General features: G+C 42.5%; 14 protein-coding genes. 10 read left to right on the top strand and 4 right to left on the bottom strand.

Translation table 11 applies throughout. The annotated features are described in order from the left end of the window. Positions 1-30 precede the first annotated feature (30 nt). Together NPA43_RS09030 and NPA43_RS09025 are read right to left on the bottom strand one after the other, a co-directional pair. Positions 31-1,848 (bottom strand): assimilatory sulfite reductase (NADPH) flavoprotein subunit, encoded by a 1,818-nt coding sequence (locus NPA43_RS09030; RefSeq protein ID WP_230030243.1) that lies wholly within the window; start codon positions 1,846-1,848, stop codon positions 31-33. A gap of 208 nt (positions 1,849-2,056) precedes the next feature. Beyond that, the gene (locus tag NPA43_RS09025) at positions 2,057-3,484 is read right to left on the bottom strand and encodes an aldehyde dehydrogenase family protein (RefSeq protein WP_099727822.1); all 1,428 of its coding nucleotides are present in this window, start codon (positions 3,482-3,484) and stop codon (positions 2,057-2,059) included. A 211-nt stretch (positions 3,485-3,695) separates the two neighbouring features. Between NPA43_RS09025 and NPA43_RS09020 the strand changes: the two genes are divergently transcribed. The 3 genes from NPA43_RS09020 to NPA43_RS09010 are packed head-to-tail and all read left to right on the top strand — an operon-like array spanning position 3,696 to position 5,327. Next, entirely contained in the window at positions 3,696-4,121 is a 426-nt protein-coding gene (locus NPA43_RS09020; protein WP_256499631.1) for a DMT family transporter, read from the top strand. Between the two features lie 12 nt (positions 4,122-4,133). After that, positions 4,134-4,820 (top strand): Crp/Fnr family transcriptional regulator, encoded by a 687-nt coding sequence (locus NPA43_RS09015; protein WP_256499630.1) that lies wholly within the window; start codon positions 4,134-4,136, stop codon positions 4,818-4,820. 21 nt (positions 4,821-4,841) lie between these two features. Beyond that, entirely contained in the window at positions 4,842-5,327 is a 486-nt protein-coding gene (locus NPA43_RS09010) for a DMT family transporter (protein ID WP_099727819.1), read from the top strand. Between the two features lie 10 nt (positions 5,328-5,337). Here the strand turns inward: NPA43_RS09010 and NPA43_RS09005 are convergent, their stop codons facing one another. Then, positions 5,338-6,744, bottom strand: a complete 1,407-nt coding sequence (locus NPA43_RS09005; protein WP_256499629.1) for a phospholipase D-like domain-containing protein — start codon at positions 6,742-6,744, stop codon at positions 5,338-5,340. Positions 6,745-6,906: 162 nt separating this feature from the next. On the opposite strand from NPA43_RS09005, the gene NPA43_RS09000 reads away from it, so the two are divergent. The 5 genes from NPA43_RS09000 to NPA43_RS08980 all read left to right on the top strand — a co-directional run bounded on the left by NPA43_RS09000 (position 6,907) and on the right by NPA43_RS08980 (position 11,500). After that, positions 6,907-7,683 carry a MurR/RpiR family transcriptional regulator gene (locus NPA43_RS09000; RefSeq protein WP_099727817.1) on the top strand — a complete coding sequence of 259 codons (777 nt, stop codon included), beginning with the start codon at positions 6,907-6,909 and terminating at the stop codon, positions 7,681-7,683. Between the two features lie 129 nt (positions 7,684-7,812). Further along, entirely contained in the window at positions 7,813-8,727 is a 915-nt protein-coding gene (gene pfkB / locus NPA43_RS08995; protein WP_230030240.1) for a 1-phosphofructokinase, read from the top strand. 12 nt (positions 8,728-8,739) lie between these two features. Then, complete coding sequence (locus NPA43_RS08990; protein ID WP_256499628.1) at positions 8,740-10,155, top strand: PTS fructose transporter subunit IIC; 1,416 nt, start codon at positions 8,740-8,742, stop codon at positions 10,153-10,155. A 14-nt stretch (positions 10,156-10,169) separates the two neighbouring features. Beyond that, positions 10,170-10,628: a PTS sugar transporter subunit IIA gene (locus NPA43_RS08985; RefSeq protein WP_099727814.1), complete on the top strand. Its 459-nt coding sequence runs from the start codon at positions 10,170-10,172 to the stop codon at positions 10,626-10,628. 2 nt (positions 10,629-10,630) lie between these two features. Continuing rightward, positions 10,631-11,500 (top strand): class II fructose-bisphosphate aldolase, encoded by an 870-nt coding sequence (locus NPA43_RS08980; protein ID WP_249705543.1) that lies wholly within the window; start codon positions 10,631-10,633, stop codon positions 11,498-11,500. A gap of 41 nt (positions 11,501-11,541) precedes the next feature. Here NPA43_RS08980 and NPA43_RS08975 read toward each other — a convergent pair whose 3' ends face one another. Then, complete coding sequence (locus tag NPA43_RS08975) at positions 11,542-13,062, bottom strand: MDR family MFS transporter (RefSeq protein ID WP_256499627.1); 1,521 nt, start codon at positions 13,060-13,062, stop codon at positions 11,542-11,544. Positions 13,063-13,220: 158 nt separating this feature from the next. Here NPA43_RS08975 and NPA43_RS08970 point away from each other — a divergent pair, with 158 nt between their 5' ends. Beyond that, positions 13,221-13,652 (top strand): MarR family winged helix-turn-helix transcriptional regulator, encoded by a 432-nt coding sequence (locus NPA43_RS08970; protein WP_230030538.1) that lies wholly within the window; start codon positions 13,221-13,223, stop codon positions 13,650-13,652. A 147-nt stretch (positions 13,653-13,799) separates the two neighbouring features. Continuing rightward, positions 13,800-15,872: a BglG family transcription antiterminator gene (locus NPA43_RS08965; protein WP_256499671.1), complete on the top strand. Its 2,073-nt coding sequence runs from the start codon at positions 13,800-13,802 to the stop codon at positions 15,870-15,872. Positions 15,873-15,878: the final 6 nt, after the last annotated feature.

The following is a 15,878-nucleotide window of genomic DNA, read 5'->3' as shown; positions in this document are numbered from 1 at the left end:
CGTAAAAGCTCCTTTCTTTCAAGCATCAAATCAATAGACGTCACGCTGATAGCGTTTTTGCTGCTGTAAATTGGCAAGATAGCTTTCTGCTTTCTCTTTGCTCATCGCACCTTCTTCTTGAATGATCGATAGAAGGGTACCATGAACATCATGCGCCATATGCTTTTCATCACCACAAACATAGACATAGGCACCTTGCTCAAGCCATTCGAATAATTCTTTACTGTGTTTCTTCATTTGGTGCTGGACATATACCTTTTCCTCTGAATCTCTTGAGAAAGCCACGTCCATTTTCGTTAAGACGCCATCCTTTAACCACTTTTGCCATTCTGTTTGGTATAAGAAATCCGTCACAAAGTGCTGATCACCGAAGAATAACCATGACTTTCCGTTTGCACCGATTTCCTCGCGTTCCTGCATAAATGAACGGAAAGGGGCGATGCCTGTGCCTGGTCCTACCATAATGATCGGTGCATCAGTATCGTGAGGAAGTTTAAAGTTTTGGTTGTGCTGAATATAAACAGGTAACGTATCACCTGGCTGCAAGCGCTCTGCACATAAAATCGAGCAGACCCCTTGACGTTCTCTCCCGTGTGCATCATATCTCACAGCACCTATTGTCAAATGAACCTCTTCGTCATTTGCTTTTAGACTGCTTGCAATCGAATATAGACGTGCAGGGATTTTTCTTAAAATAGACGTGAAATCTGCTGCTGTTCCTTCAAAAGGACCAAAATCGCGAGCCGCATCTAATAAGTCTCGGCCTGCTATATACGCTTTTAGCTTTTCTTCGTTTCCTTCTTCTAAAAGGGCCTGCAAGTCTTCACTTTTCGTGAATGCCGCGATCTTTTGAAGAAGAGGTTTTGTTAATACTGTAATCTCAAAGTGCGAGGTAAGTGCTTCTTTTAAAGGAAGAGTGTCTCCGTTTTTATGAGCGGTTACGGCTTCCTCTGCATTCCATCCGCATGTCTTGATTAGTTCCTCAACAAGCGTAGGATCATTTGTCGGATAAATGCCAAGACTGTCGCCCGGCTCATAAACAAGTCCTGATCCTTCAAGAGAAAGCTCCAAATGGCGGGTTTCTTTGTTAGATCCGCGGCCATTCAGGTTAATATTTTCAAGCACCTCAGCATAAAAGGGATTCGTTCTTGAGTATTCAGAAGCAGCTTTACTTATTTCTCCCGCTGATTCTTGCGGTAGTATTGCTGCTTCACCTTCGCTTAGAGAAGATGTCACCCCTTGAAGCCATTCAGAGAACGGTTCATCATAATCAAGGTCACAGTCGACCCGGTCGAAAAGACGCGTTCCACCAAGTTCTTTTAAGCGCTCGTCAAATTCTTTCCCCGTCTGACAGAAGAATTCGTATGAGCTGTCGCCTAGTGAAAGAACAGAGAAGCTTAAATGATCAAGCTTTGGCGCACGTCTGCCGTGGACATATTCATGGAAAGAAAGGGCATTATCAGGCGGATCTCCCTCGCCATGTGTGCTGACGATCACCAGTAAATTGTTTATTTTTTTCAGATTATTTGGTTTAAAATCTGACATAGAAGAGAGCGTCACTTGAAAACCTTTCTCTTCAAGATGCTGCGCTGTCTTTTTCGCTAAACCTTCGGAATTGCCTGTTTGCGAGCCATAAAGTACGGTCACATCTTTACTGACAGACTGTGCAGGTACTGCGGCGGAAGGAGTAGGGGCCAGAGTGGCCGTTTCTGATCCGGCTAGAGCTGCCTGTGCTGATAAATAACCGGTAAGCCAAATTTTTTGTTGATCTGTTAAAGTCGGAAGCAGCTGATTGAGTAGTTCTGCCTGCTGCTGGCTAAACGGACTGTTCAATACATGAAGTTGCAACGATATCCACCTCACAAGGAATATAAACATAGATTAATTCGATAGGAATTATATATATAGGTTCAATTTGAACTTTACCGAAAGTTTGCCATTAAGTAAAATATATAATATTGATTGTCATGATTAAGATTTCTAATGACAAAGAACGTACGAATAGGGGAGGGCATAAAAAAGGAAAACGGATGGCCGTTTTCCTTTTTTATCTGACTTATGCAGTTGGAAGCCCCATCACAGCTTTCACTTCTAAATATTCCTCGATACCGAAATCTCCCCATTCTCTTCCGATACCAGATTGCTTAAAGCCTCCAAATGGGGCAAAGTAATCTGTTTCGGCATTGTTAATGGTGATTTGGCCAGCACGAATATGTTCAGCGACATATTTTAATGTTTTTTCATCTTTTCCAACAACATATCCGGCAAGGCCATAAACCGTATCATTGGCGATGTCAAGGGCATGATCTAGGTCCTGATACGTGATGACACTCATCACTGGTCCAAATATTTCTTCTTGTGCAATGGCCATATCATTTTTCACATTTGTGAAAATCGTATGCTTCGTGAAATATCCTTTGTCAATGCCGTCCGGCTTACCAGTTCCGCCTGCAAGGAGGGTAGCGCCTTCTTCGATTCCTTTTTCAATATAAGACTGCACGGTATCCCATTGTTTTTTGGATACGAGCGGGCCAGTGGCGTGATCTTCTCTCGGATCACCAACTGTAAACTTCGGCAGGGCATTCAGCAGCGCTTTTTCAAACGAATCTTTCATCGATTCTGGAATGAGAACTCGTGTGGCTGCCGAACACACTTGACCTGTATTCATCGCAATATGATGAACGGCGGTTTCAGCTGCCTCATCCATATCTGCATCACCTAAAACGATAAGAGGGGATTTCCCGCCAAGCTCAAGGGCCACTTTCTTCATATTGTCTGCAGCATTTTCCATAATTTTAGAGCCGACGGCACCTGAACCAGTAAATGAAACAAAATCAATATCAGGATGTGAGCTAATGCCGTCCCCAATGACTTCACCGGTTCCGTTCACGAGGTTGAAGACACCTTTTGGTACGCCTGCTTCATCAATGATTTCTGCAAGAATCATCGCAGCAAATGGTGTAATTTCCGCAGGCTTTAAGACAACGGGTGAGCCTGCTGCAATCGCACCAGCAATTTTAAGTGATGTTTGATTTGTTGGGAAATTCCACGGTGTAATCAGTCCGCTGACGCCAATGGCTTCTTTTATAATGGTATGACCGCCGCGGTCCTCGGTAAATGTATAGGATTTAAGTGCTTCTGCTGCTTTAGAGAAGTGTTCATGTCCCATTTTGTAATGAACCTCTTCTGATACTTTAAGCGGAGCACCGAGCTCTTGTGTCATGACTTCTACAAGTTCATCCTTGCGCTTTTCATACCCGCGCACAATGTTTTCCAGCATCTCTACTCGTTCATTTCGAGACGTCTTTGAGAAAGAAGGGAACGCGGCACGAGCTGCCTTGACGGCCTTATCTAAATCTTCTTTTGTTCCTAAGCTAATTGTGCCAATGACTTCCTCTGTAGCGGGATTAATCACTTCCGTCGTTTCGTTTCCTGTTGAAGCGACCCATTGTCCATTAATAAAATGTTTCTCTTGATTTCTCATTCTGACATGTCTCCTTTTTATATGTGATTCAATTCAATATTCTGTTTTCAGCTGATATAAAACTGTACCCACTGTGAAAAATCTAAAACGAAGAAACTGCAATAGAAAAAGTTTCTGATATAATACGCAAAGTGGGACATATGTCCTTTTCAACATCAGGGCATCTATCATTTAATAGAACTAGACTGAAAAAGAAGGAGCATTTGAAAGAATGAAAGGTGTTATTTTCGCATTATTAGGAGGCGCTTGTATTACACTGCAAGGCGTAGCCAACGCAAGAATCAGCCAGGATATCGGCACATGGCAGGCGGCAACTATCACGCAGCTAACCGGTTTTATCATCTCTCTATTCATTTTACTCATCGTACGGGATGGGCACTTTCGAGAATATCAAAAGGTGCAGCCACTCTATTTAATTGGCGGGGCATTTGCAGCCATTATTATTTTTAATGAAGTCACCGCGATTCAAATGATTGGTGTGACACTCACCATCGCTGCTTTACTGATAGCACAGCTTGCGTTTACCTTTGCAATTGATGCAAAAGGATGGTTTGGTGTACAGAAGAAGAAAATGAAATGGCCTCATTATTCAGGAATTCTTTTGATGATTGCGGGCGTGATCATTTTAAAGCTATAAAGGAGGGATCATATGGAGGAGCTGCACGATGAATCTCTTTTTTCCTCTTATATCAAGGCGCATCATTTACAAAACGTCTTTCATCAGAACTTGATGTCACATGTGACGTTGTGGCGCTATGAACAAGGTGAGCTGATTTGTTCAAAAGGGGATAAGAGGGAGTACTTGTACTTGTTAGTGAAAGGAAAATTAAAGATTTTCACCACCACAAAGGAAGGGAAAACCTTTATTCTTTGCTTTAAAAATCCTCTTGAAGCGATTGGAGATATTGAATATGTCCAGCAGACGGATATGGTCAATACAGTCGAAGCTGTCACAGAAGTACATATACTAAGAATTTCCCATCAAGCGCTCATGCACCATGCGAAGGATGACCCTCATGTTTTAACCTTTTTGCTAAAAGGCATCACAAACAAATTTTATACAAAATCAAACGATTTAAGCTTCCACCTTTTATATCCTGTGGAAGTCAGGCTCGCAAGCTATTTATTATCTGTTGTAACAGATGACGACACCACGCGAACGCGCCCTCTGCGTCTCACTGATGCGGCGAGCTTAATTGGGACGAGCTACCGTCATATTAATCGGGTCATTCAGCAATTCAGGGAAAAAGGGCTGATTGAAAGGCGAAGAGGAAAGATTACGATTCGTGACCGGAAAGGGCTTTTAGAAATAGCAGAGCACAACATTTATGAATAGAAGAAACGAAGGGATTTATATATGATCATAGGAATAATATTAGCGATCACAGCTGGTGCACTCGTCAGCTTACAAACCATTTTTAATAGTAAAGTCAATGAGCATACAGGCTCTTGGTCAACAACGACACTTGTTCTTGGAATGGGCTTTATTGCTTCACTCTTTATGGGTCTTATGTTAGAAGGAACTGGCATGTTTCAATTAAGGCATATGGAAGCCTGGTACTGGGTAAGCGGAGCCATTGGGGTAGGGGTTGTCATCTGCCTTGTTCAGAGCATCAAACGTCTAGGCCCCACTTATGGGATCTCGATTGTCCTCACCTCACAGCTAGGCTGCGCGCTTTTGTTTGATTCGCTTGGCTGGCTTGGGTTAGAAAAAGTGGCATTTTCTTTTACAAAACTATTAGGTGTCATTGTGATTGTTGCTGGGATCTTGGTGTTTAAATTGACCAAATTGGAGTCAGCAGAAGAGGGTCAATCGCAAGAAAAAGGGCTGCCACAAAAGTAGCTGCCCTTTTTCAGATCAATCGCCGCCAAATAACGGTTATCGTCGATAAGCCATTTAAAAAGAGCCTTTTCATCAAAGGCTTTTTTTTCTTCCCATAGTTGCTCGTTTTATATTCTGTTCGGTCTTTAGCCACGAGGACACTATAGGCGATTTTCCGCTCGATTGCCTGCGTAAGAGATAACGCAAACGGTGCGCTATCAATGACCAAAATCGATTCTGTATTTAAAAAACTGGACCTTGCATCTAAATTATATGTCCCGATAATACTTAAGTAATCATCAATGACCATCGATTTCCCATGAATCGAATACGGGCCTTCATATTCATACAAATGAACGCCAGTTTTCATCAGTTCCTTTTTCGTGCTTAAATATCCTGCAAAAGCCAAAGGATTTGGTGTTGCTGTAAGAGAATTCGTGACGAGCGTCGTTTGAATGTCTTCAGCTAAGGGAGTAAGTCCATCTTTCATGGGACGTGTTGGTATCACATAAGGCGTCTGTATGAGAACAGAACGCTTTGCCCGGTGAGCTAGATCGTTTAATTTTTTCAGCACGAGAGGACGCTTATTGAAGCGCTCCACTGGATTTGTGAAAAATGCAATCTGTTTCACACAAGTGGCATCTGCTGTCCAATCAAAGGAGGACATGACAAAAGGTTCTTTCGTGTGCATCGCTTCGTGATAGGATCTGAGCAGCTGCTTTCTCAGTTTTAACCCTTTTTTCGCTTTTTGCTTAGAGAACACATCTTTCGTTCTTTTCGTAAAGTTATGATTCCATAGATAAACGAAATATTGCTCCATTTCATCTAATACTTTTCCCTTTTTGGCGTTATAGAGCAGCACATCACGGTCATAAGCAAAGTTTTTCGGCGGCTGATCTGCAAAGTATTTATCACCGATATTTCTTCCGCCTATCACTGCGACTCTTCCATCAGCCAAAAGCAGCTTATCATGAAGACGGTTATGCCACGTCCAAGGCTTGAACAAACGAAAGGGCTCATAAAAACGAATCGCCATGTTCGGATGATTTGCTACGGCATAGCGCAAATGCTTCAGCGGCCCACGCAGGCTGTGGCAGATGCCATCTAATAATAGCTGAACCTTCACTCCTCGATCAGCTGCCTCAATTAAAGCACCAAGTACCCATTCGGCTGTTTTTCCCTTTTGAATGGAATAATAACTCAGACGAATCACCTTTTTAGCCTCACGAATCATTTGGATTCTGACTTGACCCGACTCAAACCCGTCGTCAAGAAGCATGACTTGATTTGTGCCTTGGTCGTCTCCTGAGATAGAAGAGGCTTTATAAATGCAATGCTCCTTGCATGTTTTTTGTACCGGTAAATAAAACAAAACAAATGCGGTCAAAAATACATATACCACATATAGAAGAATTAGAAAAATGAAGAGATGAAGCATAGTCATCAGCTCCTTTCGCACAGACACTACTTTTTCTTAGTTTATGTTAAAAATAAAATTCCACTCATTTTCGCCTTCTAATAAAAAATTACAGGACAAAAGAATCAACTTGTTTTCACAGGACATTTAATTATAGTATGAAATAAGTAAGGGGGAATCGCATTGAATGAACCATTATTTAATATTCCAAGTGATGTGTATCAAACATTAAGTGAAACAGAACGGTACTTACTCCATTATATTCACCAGCATTTAGAGGACATCTCCACCTTATCCATCGTCACTTTAAGTGAAAGAGCCAATGTGTCGACAGCCACTATTGTCAGACTGATGAAGAAAATTGGTTACAATGGCTATACATCCTTTAAATATCGATTGAAACAAGAAAAGAAAATGACAGATGAAAGCGACCAGCTAAAAAATATTGATGAAGACATCAAACTGGCGATTCGTAAAAATGAAGAAGAGGTTTTAAAGACGATACAGCTGCAAAGTATTGGGCAAATTGAAGATGCCGTTCAAAAAATACATGATGCAGATAAAATTTATATTTTTGGCAGAGGCTTCTCAGAGATGATTGCCAAAGAGATGACCATCAAATTACAGCTCATCGGAAAAACATGTGAAGTGCACGACGATCCGAATATCATTCGACTAAAATCGCGTGACATTGATAAAAACGAACTTGCCATCTTTGTTTCATTAAATGGAGAAACAGCAGAACTCGTTGAAGCCTGTCAAAATCTAAGCATGAAGCAGGTCACAACCATTACCGTCACAACAAGAATTGATTCTACATTAAGTAAAATATCAGACATGACACTAGTCGGATATAAAGGCGAACAATCTTTCTTCCCAGATTATGAAGTCCGCTCCCGCCTGTCTCTTCATGTCATTGCCCGCATTTTACTAGACGCCTACGTGATCCGAATGAAATAACCGATAAGAAGCCTTCTAGACTTTGTGCTGGAAGGCTTTTCCTCATGAAAACCTTTACACAATCTGAAAACATTTTCATTGAATCGTATGAGATACTTTCTTTAGAGAAAAGAAAGAAGGTGAAACCAATTGATTTATACCTGCACCTTAAATCCTGCTATTGACCTATATATTGCATTAAAAGAAATGCGGGCAAATACAGTGAACCGCACAGAAGATGAGGATTATCAGCCGAATGGAAAAGGCGTCAATGTGTCGATTATGCTAAAAAAATATGGCGTTAACAGCACTGCATTAGGCTTTATTGCCGGGTTTTCTGGTTCATATATTGAGCAATCCTTAAAAGATCTTTCCATTCCAACAGATTTTATCCCGGTTGAAGGAATTACGCGCATTAACGTTTTTATCAATACAACAGAAGAATACAAGCTTGTGAATCAAGGTCCTGCCATTCAGGCAAAAGCACTTCACGCCTTTCGCGAGAAAATTTCAGCAATCCCGCAGGGCGGTATCCTCATTATGTCAGGCAGTCTGCCAAAGGGCGTACCAGCCAGCATTTTTTCAGAAGTAGCTGCAATTTGTCATCAAAACAACGTCAAATTCATTTTAGATACAAGCTCTATAGCGGTTCTTGAGACGCTTCAGTACAATCCGTATTTATTAAAACCAAATGAAGAAGAATTGGCCGCTTTTTTCGGCAAAACACATCATTTATCAGAAACAGAACTCATTCAATCCGGAGAAAAACTCATCGAGATGGGTGCAGAGCAAGTACTCATTTCCCGCGGAGGAGAAGGGGCTCTATTCATCACGAAGGAAGACGTGTTAAAAGGAAACGCACCAACAGGCACGGTAGTAAACACAGCTTGTTCAGGAGATGCCATGCTCGCAGCATTTATTAGTAAACAGCTTGAAGGACATTCAGCCGAAGAATGCTTACGCTACGGGATTGCAACAGGAGCATCTACCGCATTTTCAAAAGGCTTAAGTGATTTACATGATATCAAGTCGCTGATAGAGCAAATTCACATTCACAACATATAAGGGGGAGTCAACATGAGCCGTAAAAAAATTGTCGCTGCAACCGGCTGTCCAACAGGCATTGCGCACACATTTATGGCAGCTGAGGCCTTAAAAATAGCTGCTGAGCAATTAGGGGTCGACATCAAAGTCGAAACGCATGGTCAAGTAGGAATTGAAAACGCTTTAACGGACCAAGACATTATGGAAGCTGATGGAGTCATTGTTGCAGCTGACAAAGATGTGCACACAGACCGTTTTCATGGAAAACCACTCATAGAAGTGCCTGTATCTAAAGGAATTCGCACGCCAGCTGAGCTGATCCAGAGTATTTTAAATGGAGATGCACCTATTCATCAAGTGAAAGGCAGGGCTGCTGTTACCGAGAATACATCTGCACCTTCACCCACTCAGCAAAAGACGTCAAATAAATGGATACACACCATCTATAAGCACTTAATGAACGGTGTATCACACATGCTTCCATTTGTCGTAGGCGGCGGGGTTTTAATTGCCCTTTCTTTTCTATTTGGCATCTACTCTGCTGACCCTCAGCATGAAACGTATCATCCGTTTGCTGCCTATTTGAAAAGCATTGGCGGACTCGGCTTTAGCTTAATGGTTCCGATTTTAGCAGCATTTATCGCTGATTCGATCGCAAGACGGCCAGGGATGGTTGTTGGATTTATAGGAGGGCTGCTTGCAAACGATGGAGGTGCCGGTTTCTTAGGTGGTATTATCGCAGGTTTTGCAGCAGGATATATCATTCTATTGCTTCAATTCATGCTTCAAAAATTACCTGCATCACTTGATGGATTAAAATCGATCTTCATCTATCCCGTCATCGGTATTTTCTTGATAGGGGCTGTGATGACTCCTCTATTAGTTCCAATTACAGGGTTAAATAATTCACTAATGGATTTTCTCTCATCCGTTCAATCCACGAATCCGCTGCTCTTAGGCTTAATTGTTGGGGCTATGTGTGGATTTGATATGGGTGGACCTTTTAACAAAGCAGCCTATGTGACAGGAACGGCTTTACTTGCAGAAGGCAATCTTTATTTCATGGCAGGTGTGTCTGCTGCATGCATTACACCGCCGCTTATCATTGCGATTGCGACAACGATTTTCCGAAAACATTTCACACCACAAGAACGAAATGCAGGGGCGATCAACTATATTCTAGGTGCTACACATATTACCGAAGGGGCCATCCCGTTTGCGGCCAAAAACCCAGTCGTTGTCCTGCCGATTATTATGTTTGGTTCGGCCATCTCTGCTATTTTGACTTATTTGTTCGGCGTACAGGTTCCTGCACCGCATGGCGGATTCCTTGTCCTACCAGTCGTCACAGGCGCATTTCAGTGGGTGCTTTCCATATTGATCGGATCTATGATCGGTGCGATTCTATACGGACTTTACCGTAAAAAAATAGACAAAGCCGCAGTTTAATAGGGGGAAGAGAAATGATGGAACATATTTATATGAATCTTCATGAAACAGCTTCTTCACAGGCAGGCGTTTTCGCAGCCATTGCTGACATTGCCTGCAAAGCAGGTATTTGCACATCGCCAGAGGATGTCAAAGAAGGCTTAGTTGAAAGGGAAGCTCTTAGTACAACAGGCTTTCAAGATGGATTTGCCATTCCGCATACACAGACAGACGCCATCACGAAACCAGCACTAGTGATCGTCCGCACCGAAACCGGAATTGAATGGGACGCTTTTGATGGAAAGCCTTGCTTTTTCTTCTTATCCTTACTGATCCCAAAAAATGAAGCAGGGACCACTCATTTAAAAGCACTTTCTGCCCTTTCACGAGGCTTAATGGATGAAGCGAAACGTCAAAAGCTGCTCGAAACAAGAACAAATGAAGAAATGCTCGCTGTATTAAAAACAGAAATTTTGACTAGAGAGGATGTTTGACCATGCCTTTACTTTCAACAACACCGATGCTTGAAGCTGCAAAAAAAGAAAAATACGGAATTGTCGCATTCAATGTGCACTCCTTTGACAGTATTTATTGGGTGCTCGAAACGGCAGCTGAATTAAAGTCACCTGTGATTTTGCAAACGACGGTCGGAACGGTTCAATCTCTTGGAGCAAAAGCCATTGCAGATACAGTGAAGGCGGCAGCTGACCAATATCAAATCCCAATCGGTCTTCACCTGGATCATTGTACTGACTTTGATGTGATTCTCACCTGTATCAGGGCGGGTTATACATCCGTTATGATCGATGCATCGATGCATTCGTATGAAGAAAATGTACGCCGCACAAAAGAAGTGGTTGATCTTGCATTAAAAGTAGGTGTGAATGTAGAAGCCGAGCTAGGCAAGGTAGGCGGCGTAGAAGATGACATCGTGGTAGATGAAAAGGATGCTGAAAAAGCCATTCCATCAGAGTGCCGTCAATTTATAGAAGAAACAGGGGTACCCACTTTAGCGCCTGCGATCGGCACCGCCCACGGCATTTATAAAGGGGTACCGGATATTGATTTTGACCGCATTGAACAAATTGCAGCGCTTGTCAATGTACCACTTGTCCTGCACGGAGGTTCAGCTGTACCAGAAGAGGATGTCAGAAGATGTGTCACACTTGGTATGGCTAAGGTCAATGTCTCAACTGAACTAAAAAACGCCTACTCCGAAGCCATTCGTGATCATTTCTCAAACGAACCCGAAAGCTTAGATCCGCGTATGTATTTACAAAAAGCAAAACAAGCAGCAAAGGACATGGTCACATCTAAAATACGGATCGTTGGCAGTGAAGGCAAAGCCCATCTTTTATATCAATGAGACGAAAAAAAGCAGAGCCACCATCGCTCTGCTTTTTCACATTATTCACTTTCTTTCATTTCGTTTGATGTGCGTACTCGTGCATTCCCCATAAATACGACCGTAATCGCCGCAAGTGCAATCGGGAATAAAGCAATCATAAATACGTACGTAATACTTTGTGACATCGCATCGATGACTTTATTTAAAATATCAGGCGGAATTTGTGAGCGGGCACCCTCTTGGAAAATGGCTTGCGGATCGCCAATTTGAGAAGGGGCTCCTTTCATTCCGCTGAAGGCATCTGCTAAACGATTCGTCAGGACATTTGTTTGAATCGTCCCGAAAACCGTCACACCTAACGTCATCCCAAGTGATCTCATAAACGAATTGGTTGAGTTTGCACTGCCGCGATAGCGCGGAGAGAGATCATTCATTGAAGCAGATGGCAGAAGGGAGAAGCTAAAGCCGACACCAAAGCCTGATATCATCATAAAGAGCGTGAGCCAGAGTCTTGCTGTATCTGGTGACATGTTGGCAAGCAGCATCATCCCAGCGAAAAATGAAATCACAGAAATGGTCATAAGGCGTCTGAAAGGTACTTTCGTCTGCATCGTTCCGCCAATCATACTGCCAATGACGGACCCTATCATCATCGGAGTTAAAATGAAGCCTGCACTTGTCGCAGATTCACCGTACACTGCCTGCACGAAAATAGGGATAAAGACGGCAAGAATTATAAACGTCCCGCCATATAAAAACGCTAAAATTTGAGATGTCGCAAATAAACGATTTTTAAACATCCAAAATGAAATAATCGGTTCCTCAGCTTTACGCTCAACGATAAAAAAGATGGTACCGAAGACAACAAATACAGCAAATAGTGTTAGGATTTGTACGGAATCCCAAGCATAAGATTTACCACCAAGCTCAAGTGCGAACATCAAGCTTACAACTGAAACGACAAGAGTAATGGCACCTGACCAGTCGATTTTCTGCTTACGATGCTCAAGCGATTCCTGATAGTATCTGGCGATCAAGATCACACTGACGATACCGATTGGCACGTTAATATAGAAAACCCAATGCCAGCCGATCGAATCCGTAATAATGGCACCTAACAGCGGGCCAAGTACACTTGATAAACCAAATACTGCACCAAACATACCTGACATTTTTCCGCGCTTTTCAGGCGGGAAGATATCAAAGATAATCGTAAATGCGATCGGAAGCAGTGCACCGCCTCCAAGCCCTTGAATGGCTCGGTAAATAATGAGCTGATCCATCGTTTGTGCAATACCACACAGCGCAGATCCAATTAAAAAGAAAATAAGTCCAAACAGAAAAAAACGCTTTCGACCATACATATCAGAAAGCTTTCCATAAATCGGCATTCCGGCCATCACTGCCACCATGTAAGAAGCGGTCACCCAAGCAAATTTATCAAAACTGCCTAAATCTGCTACGATGCTCCCCATCGCTGTTGCGACAATGGTATTGTCCATCGCTGCCATAAAAATACCTAACAGCAAACCGATGACAACGAAGCGAGTGGATGCCTTGCCTTTATCCACAGTATTCATTTCATTTACCTCCTGCTTACGTTCTCTTCTTTTTTTTGCTATGATCAATTTAATCATTAAGTAAGAGAACATTTATCTTGATGATCAAGATAAATTGATTTTAAAGGGAGGAGAACAAGTTGTCAATAAAGAACGGGGCTGAAGACAGAGCAGACCTGATGATTCATACGATGAGGCGACTTGCCACACGAACGGTTTTGTTCCACCAAGCGGCCGCTCAATCGCTCGGCCTTTTCCCAACAGATCTCAAATCAGCCGATTTATTAAACGAACTGGGACCACTCACAGCAGGCGAATTAAGTGAAAAAACAGGTCTTAGCTCAGGTGCCGTCACGGCTCTTATTGACCGGCTTGAAAAAGCAGGCTACGCCAAAAGGGAGAAGGACCCAAAAGACAAGCGAAGGGTCATCATTGTTCCACTGACTGCGGGGAAATCACAGGTGAAACAACTTTTCCGATCTTTATCAGCTTCAACCAAAGAACTGACAAATGAGTACAAGCCCGAAGAATTAGATCTCATCATTCAATTTATTTCCGAAACAGCTCATATCATGGATCAAGAACTCCAACTGCTCAAATCTAAATCGTAACAAAGCACACTCATGCGGGTGTGCTTTTTCTTATGGAAAAAATGGGAACCCAAAAGCTGCACATCAAAAGCTGAAGACATTTGGACTTCTTTGCCGCCAGTCAGTTGATTAAACTTATAACCAAAGGGAAGAAGGGAGGGATTCCATCTGTATTTAACCAAAAGGGGCACCACTTTATTATCGATGCTGCTTCACACGACATCTTATCTATCAATCGAAGACTTACAGAATCGACTGAATGTCTCTACTCGAACCGTCTACTCCGACATCAAACGAATGAATAACTGGCTCGAAACACATCAGCTTAGCCGTGTTCAGCGAAAAGAACAGTTTGGCTACTATTTAAATCCAAGTGAGAAAGAAGCGATTCTGAAAAAAGCAGACACCATTCTCGTCGGTCATGATTATGAACCATGTGTAAAGGAAAGGCGTGCGATTCTGCTCTTATCCATTGCGTGCAGCGAGAAACGCTTAAGGATTGATGATTTCATAGAGATGACAAAGGTAAGCCGGAATACATTGCTTGAAGATATGAAACAGCTAAAAGAGGCGCTTTCAAAGCAGCAGCTCACCCTTCATTATCAGGCAGCCTGCGGCTATTTTTTATCAGGTGACGAAAGAGCGATTCGATTGGCTTTAAAGCCCTATATCCACTTCATTCGAACAATGATCAAAAACGAAAAAACGTTTCCTTCGTTTTGGTTAAAGGGCCCTATTTCATATAAGCGGTTACACCTTCTCCTCCAGCACTCAGAACAAGAACTTAAGCTCGAGTTTGCAGATGACATGCTGGATCAGCTGTCTTTGGATCTCTTTTTCTACTTCAAGCGGATGAAGCTAGGACGTGCTGTGCATCTTTCAAACGAAGAAAAGCGTACATTGCAGGAAACAGATGAATGCTTGGCTGCTATTCGCTTCATGGCACAGATTCAAAAAGAAACCAGTCTTCATGTTCATGATGATGAAATCTATTTTCTTAGCACGCTATGGCTCAGCGCAAAGAAACAAAAGCTTCCATCAAGTAAAAAACCTGAAGAGCATCTCATTCGTACCATCGCCAGACAAATGATATTTGACTTTCAGCGGTATGCTTGTATTTCCTTTCAAGAGCCAGAAGCCTTAGAGAAAAACTTAACCATGCATTTAATTCCGGCCTATTACAGGCTCATCTATCACGTTGGGATCATCAATGAATTAACAGATTCGATGAAAAAAGCACAGCCAGAGGTGTTTGAAATCACTCAAAAGGTCGCATGCCATTTAGAAAAGGCGACCTGTTCAAAGATGAGCGACCACGAAATTGCGTATGTTGCGATGCATTTTGGCGGCTGGATGAGAAGAGAAGGGATTTCACCGATTGAGAGGCGTTCTGTATACATTGTCTGCGGCGAAGGAATTGGCACAAGTCACATGCTGAAAACACAGCTGCTTGAATTAATCGGCTACATCGAGGTACGCGCTCTGTTATCTAAGCGTTCATATGAAGAATTGTCATCCATCGATGCCGACTTTGTTGTATCAACAACACCGATTTCGTTTAAAGGAAAACCCGTTCACGTCGTTCACCCTATTCTTACCGCCTATGAGAAAAAAATATTGCTCCAATATGGGGATGGCGGGGAAACCAGGCTTGATGAGCAAAGGGTAGACGTTTTATTCAACATCATTCAGCAGCATACCATCGTACAAAATGAAAAAGCACTGCTTCGTGATCTTAAGGAGCTGCTTCATCCCGAATATGTATCCCATCAGAAAGGGTGGAAACCAGTGTTAAACGATTTATTAACAGAAGAAACCATTCAGCTCCAGCAAACCGCAGAAACGTGGCAAGAGGCCCTCACAAAAGCAGCGCAGCCTTTACTCGATCAAAATGCCATTCAGGGAGGTTATGTGGAAGCCATGATTCAGTCCGTTCATCAAAATGGGCCTTATATTGTGATTGCACCACAAGTGGCGATTCCGCATGCCAGACCAGAGGACGGCGTGAACACATTAAGCATGTCACTCATGTCATTCAAACAGCCTGTTTACTTTTCAAAGGATGAAAAAAAGCAGGTTCGGCTCGTCATTGTGCTAGCTGCCATTGACAGTATGACTCACCTGAAAGCACTCAAACAGCTGACCATGCTGCTAAGTGATGAAAAACGAATCCAACAATTAATTGAAGCAGAGGAATTAGCATCGATTCAAGAACTAATTGATCAATTTTCACAAGTATAAAGGGGG

Origin of the sequence: Bacillus pumilus (genome assembly GCF_024498355.1) — a bacterium.
GTDB classification, from domain to species: Bacteria; Bacillota; Bacilli; order Bacillales; family Bacillaceae; genus Bacillus; species Bacillus pumilus_P.
This window is presented reverse-complemented; position numbering and strand designations above follow the sequence as displayed.

Bases quoted from the DNA above. Each gene is read 5' to 3' on its own strand.
- NPA43_RS09020 (WP_256499631.1), top strand. From the start codon at position 3,696: ATGAAAGGTGTTATTTTCGCATTATTAGGAGGCGCTTGTATTACACTG.
- NPA43_RS08980 (WP_249705543.1), top strand. From the start codon at position 10,631: ATGCCTTTACTTTCAACAACACCGATGCTTGAAGCTGCAAAAAAAGAA.
- NPA43_RS08970 (WP_230030538.1), top strand. From the start codon at position 13,221: ATGATTCATACGATGAGGCGACTTGCCACACGAACGGTTTTGTTCCAC.
- NPA43_RS08990 (WP_256499628.1), top strand. From the start codon at position 8,740: ATGAGCCGTAAAAAAATTGTCGCTGCAACCGGCTGTCCAACAGGCATT.
- NPA43_RS09005 (WP_256499629.1), bottom strand. From the start codon at position 6,744: ATGCTTCATCTCTTCATTTTTCTAATTCTTCTATATGTGGTATATGTA.
- NPA43_RS08975 (WP_256499627.1), bottom strand. From the start codon at position 13,062: ATGAATACTGTGGATAAAGGCAAGGCATCCACTCGCTTCGTTGTCATC.
- NPA43_RS08985 (WP_099727814.1), top strand. From the start codon at position 10,170: ATGATGGAACATATTTATATGAATCTTCATGAAACAGCTTCTTCACAG.
- NPA43_RS09025 (WP_099727822.1), bottom strand. From the start codon at position 3,484: ATGAGAAATCAAGAGAAACATTTTATTAATGGACAATGGGTCGCTTCA.
- NPA43_RS09015 (WP_256499630.1), top strand. From the start codon at position 4,134: ATGGAGGAGCTGCACGATGAATCTCTTTTTTCCTCTTATATCAAGGCG.
- NPA43_RS09010 (WP_099727819.1), top strand. From the start codon at position 4,842: ATGATCATAGGAATAATATTAGCGATCACAGCTGGTGCACTCGTCAGC.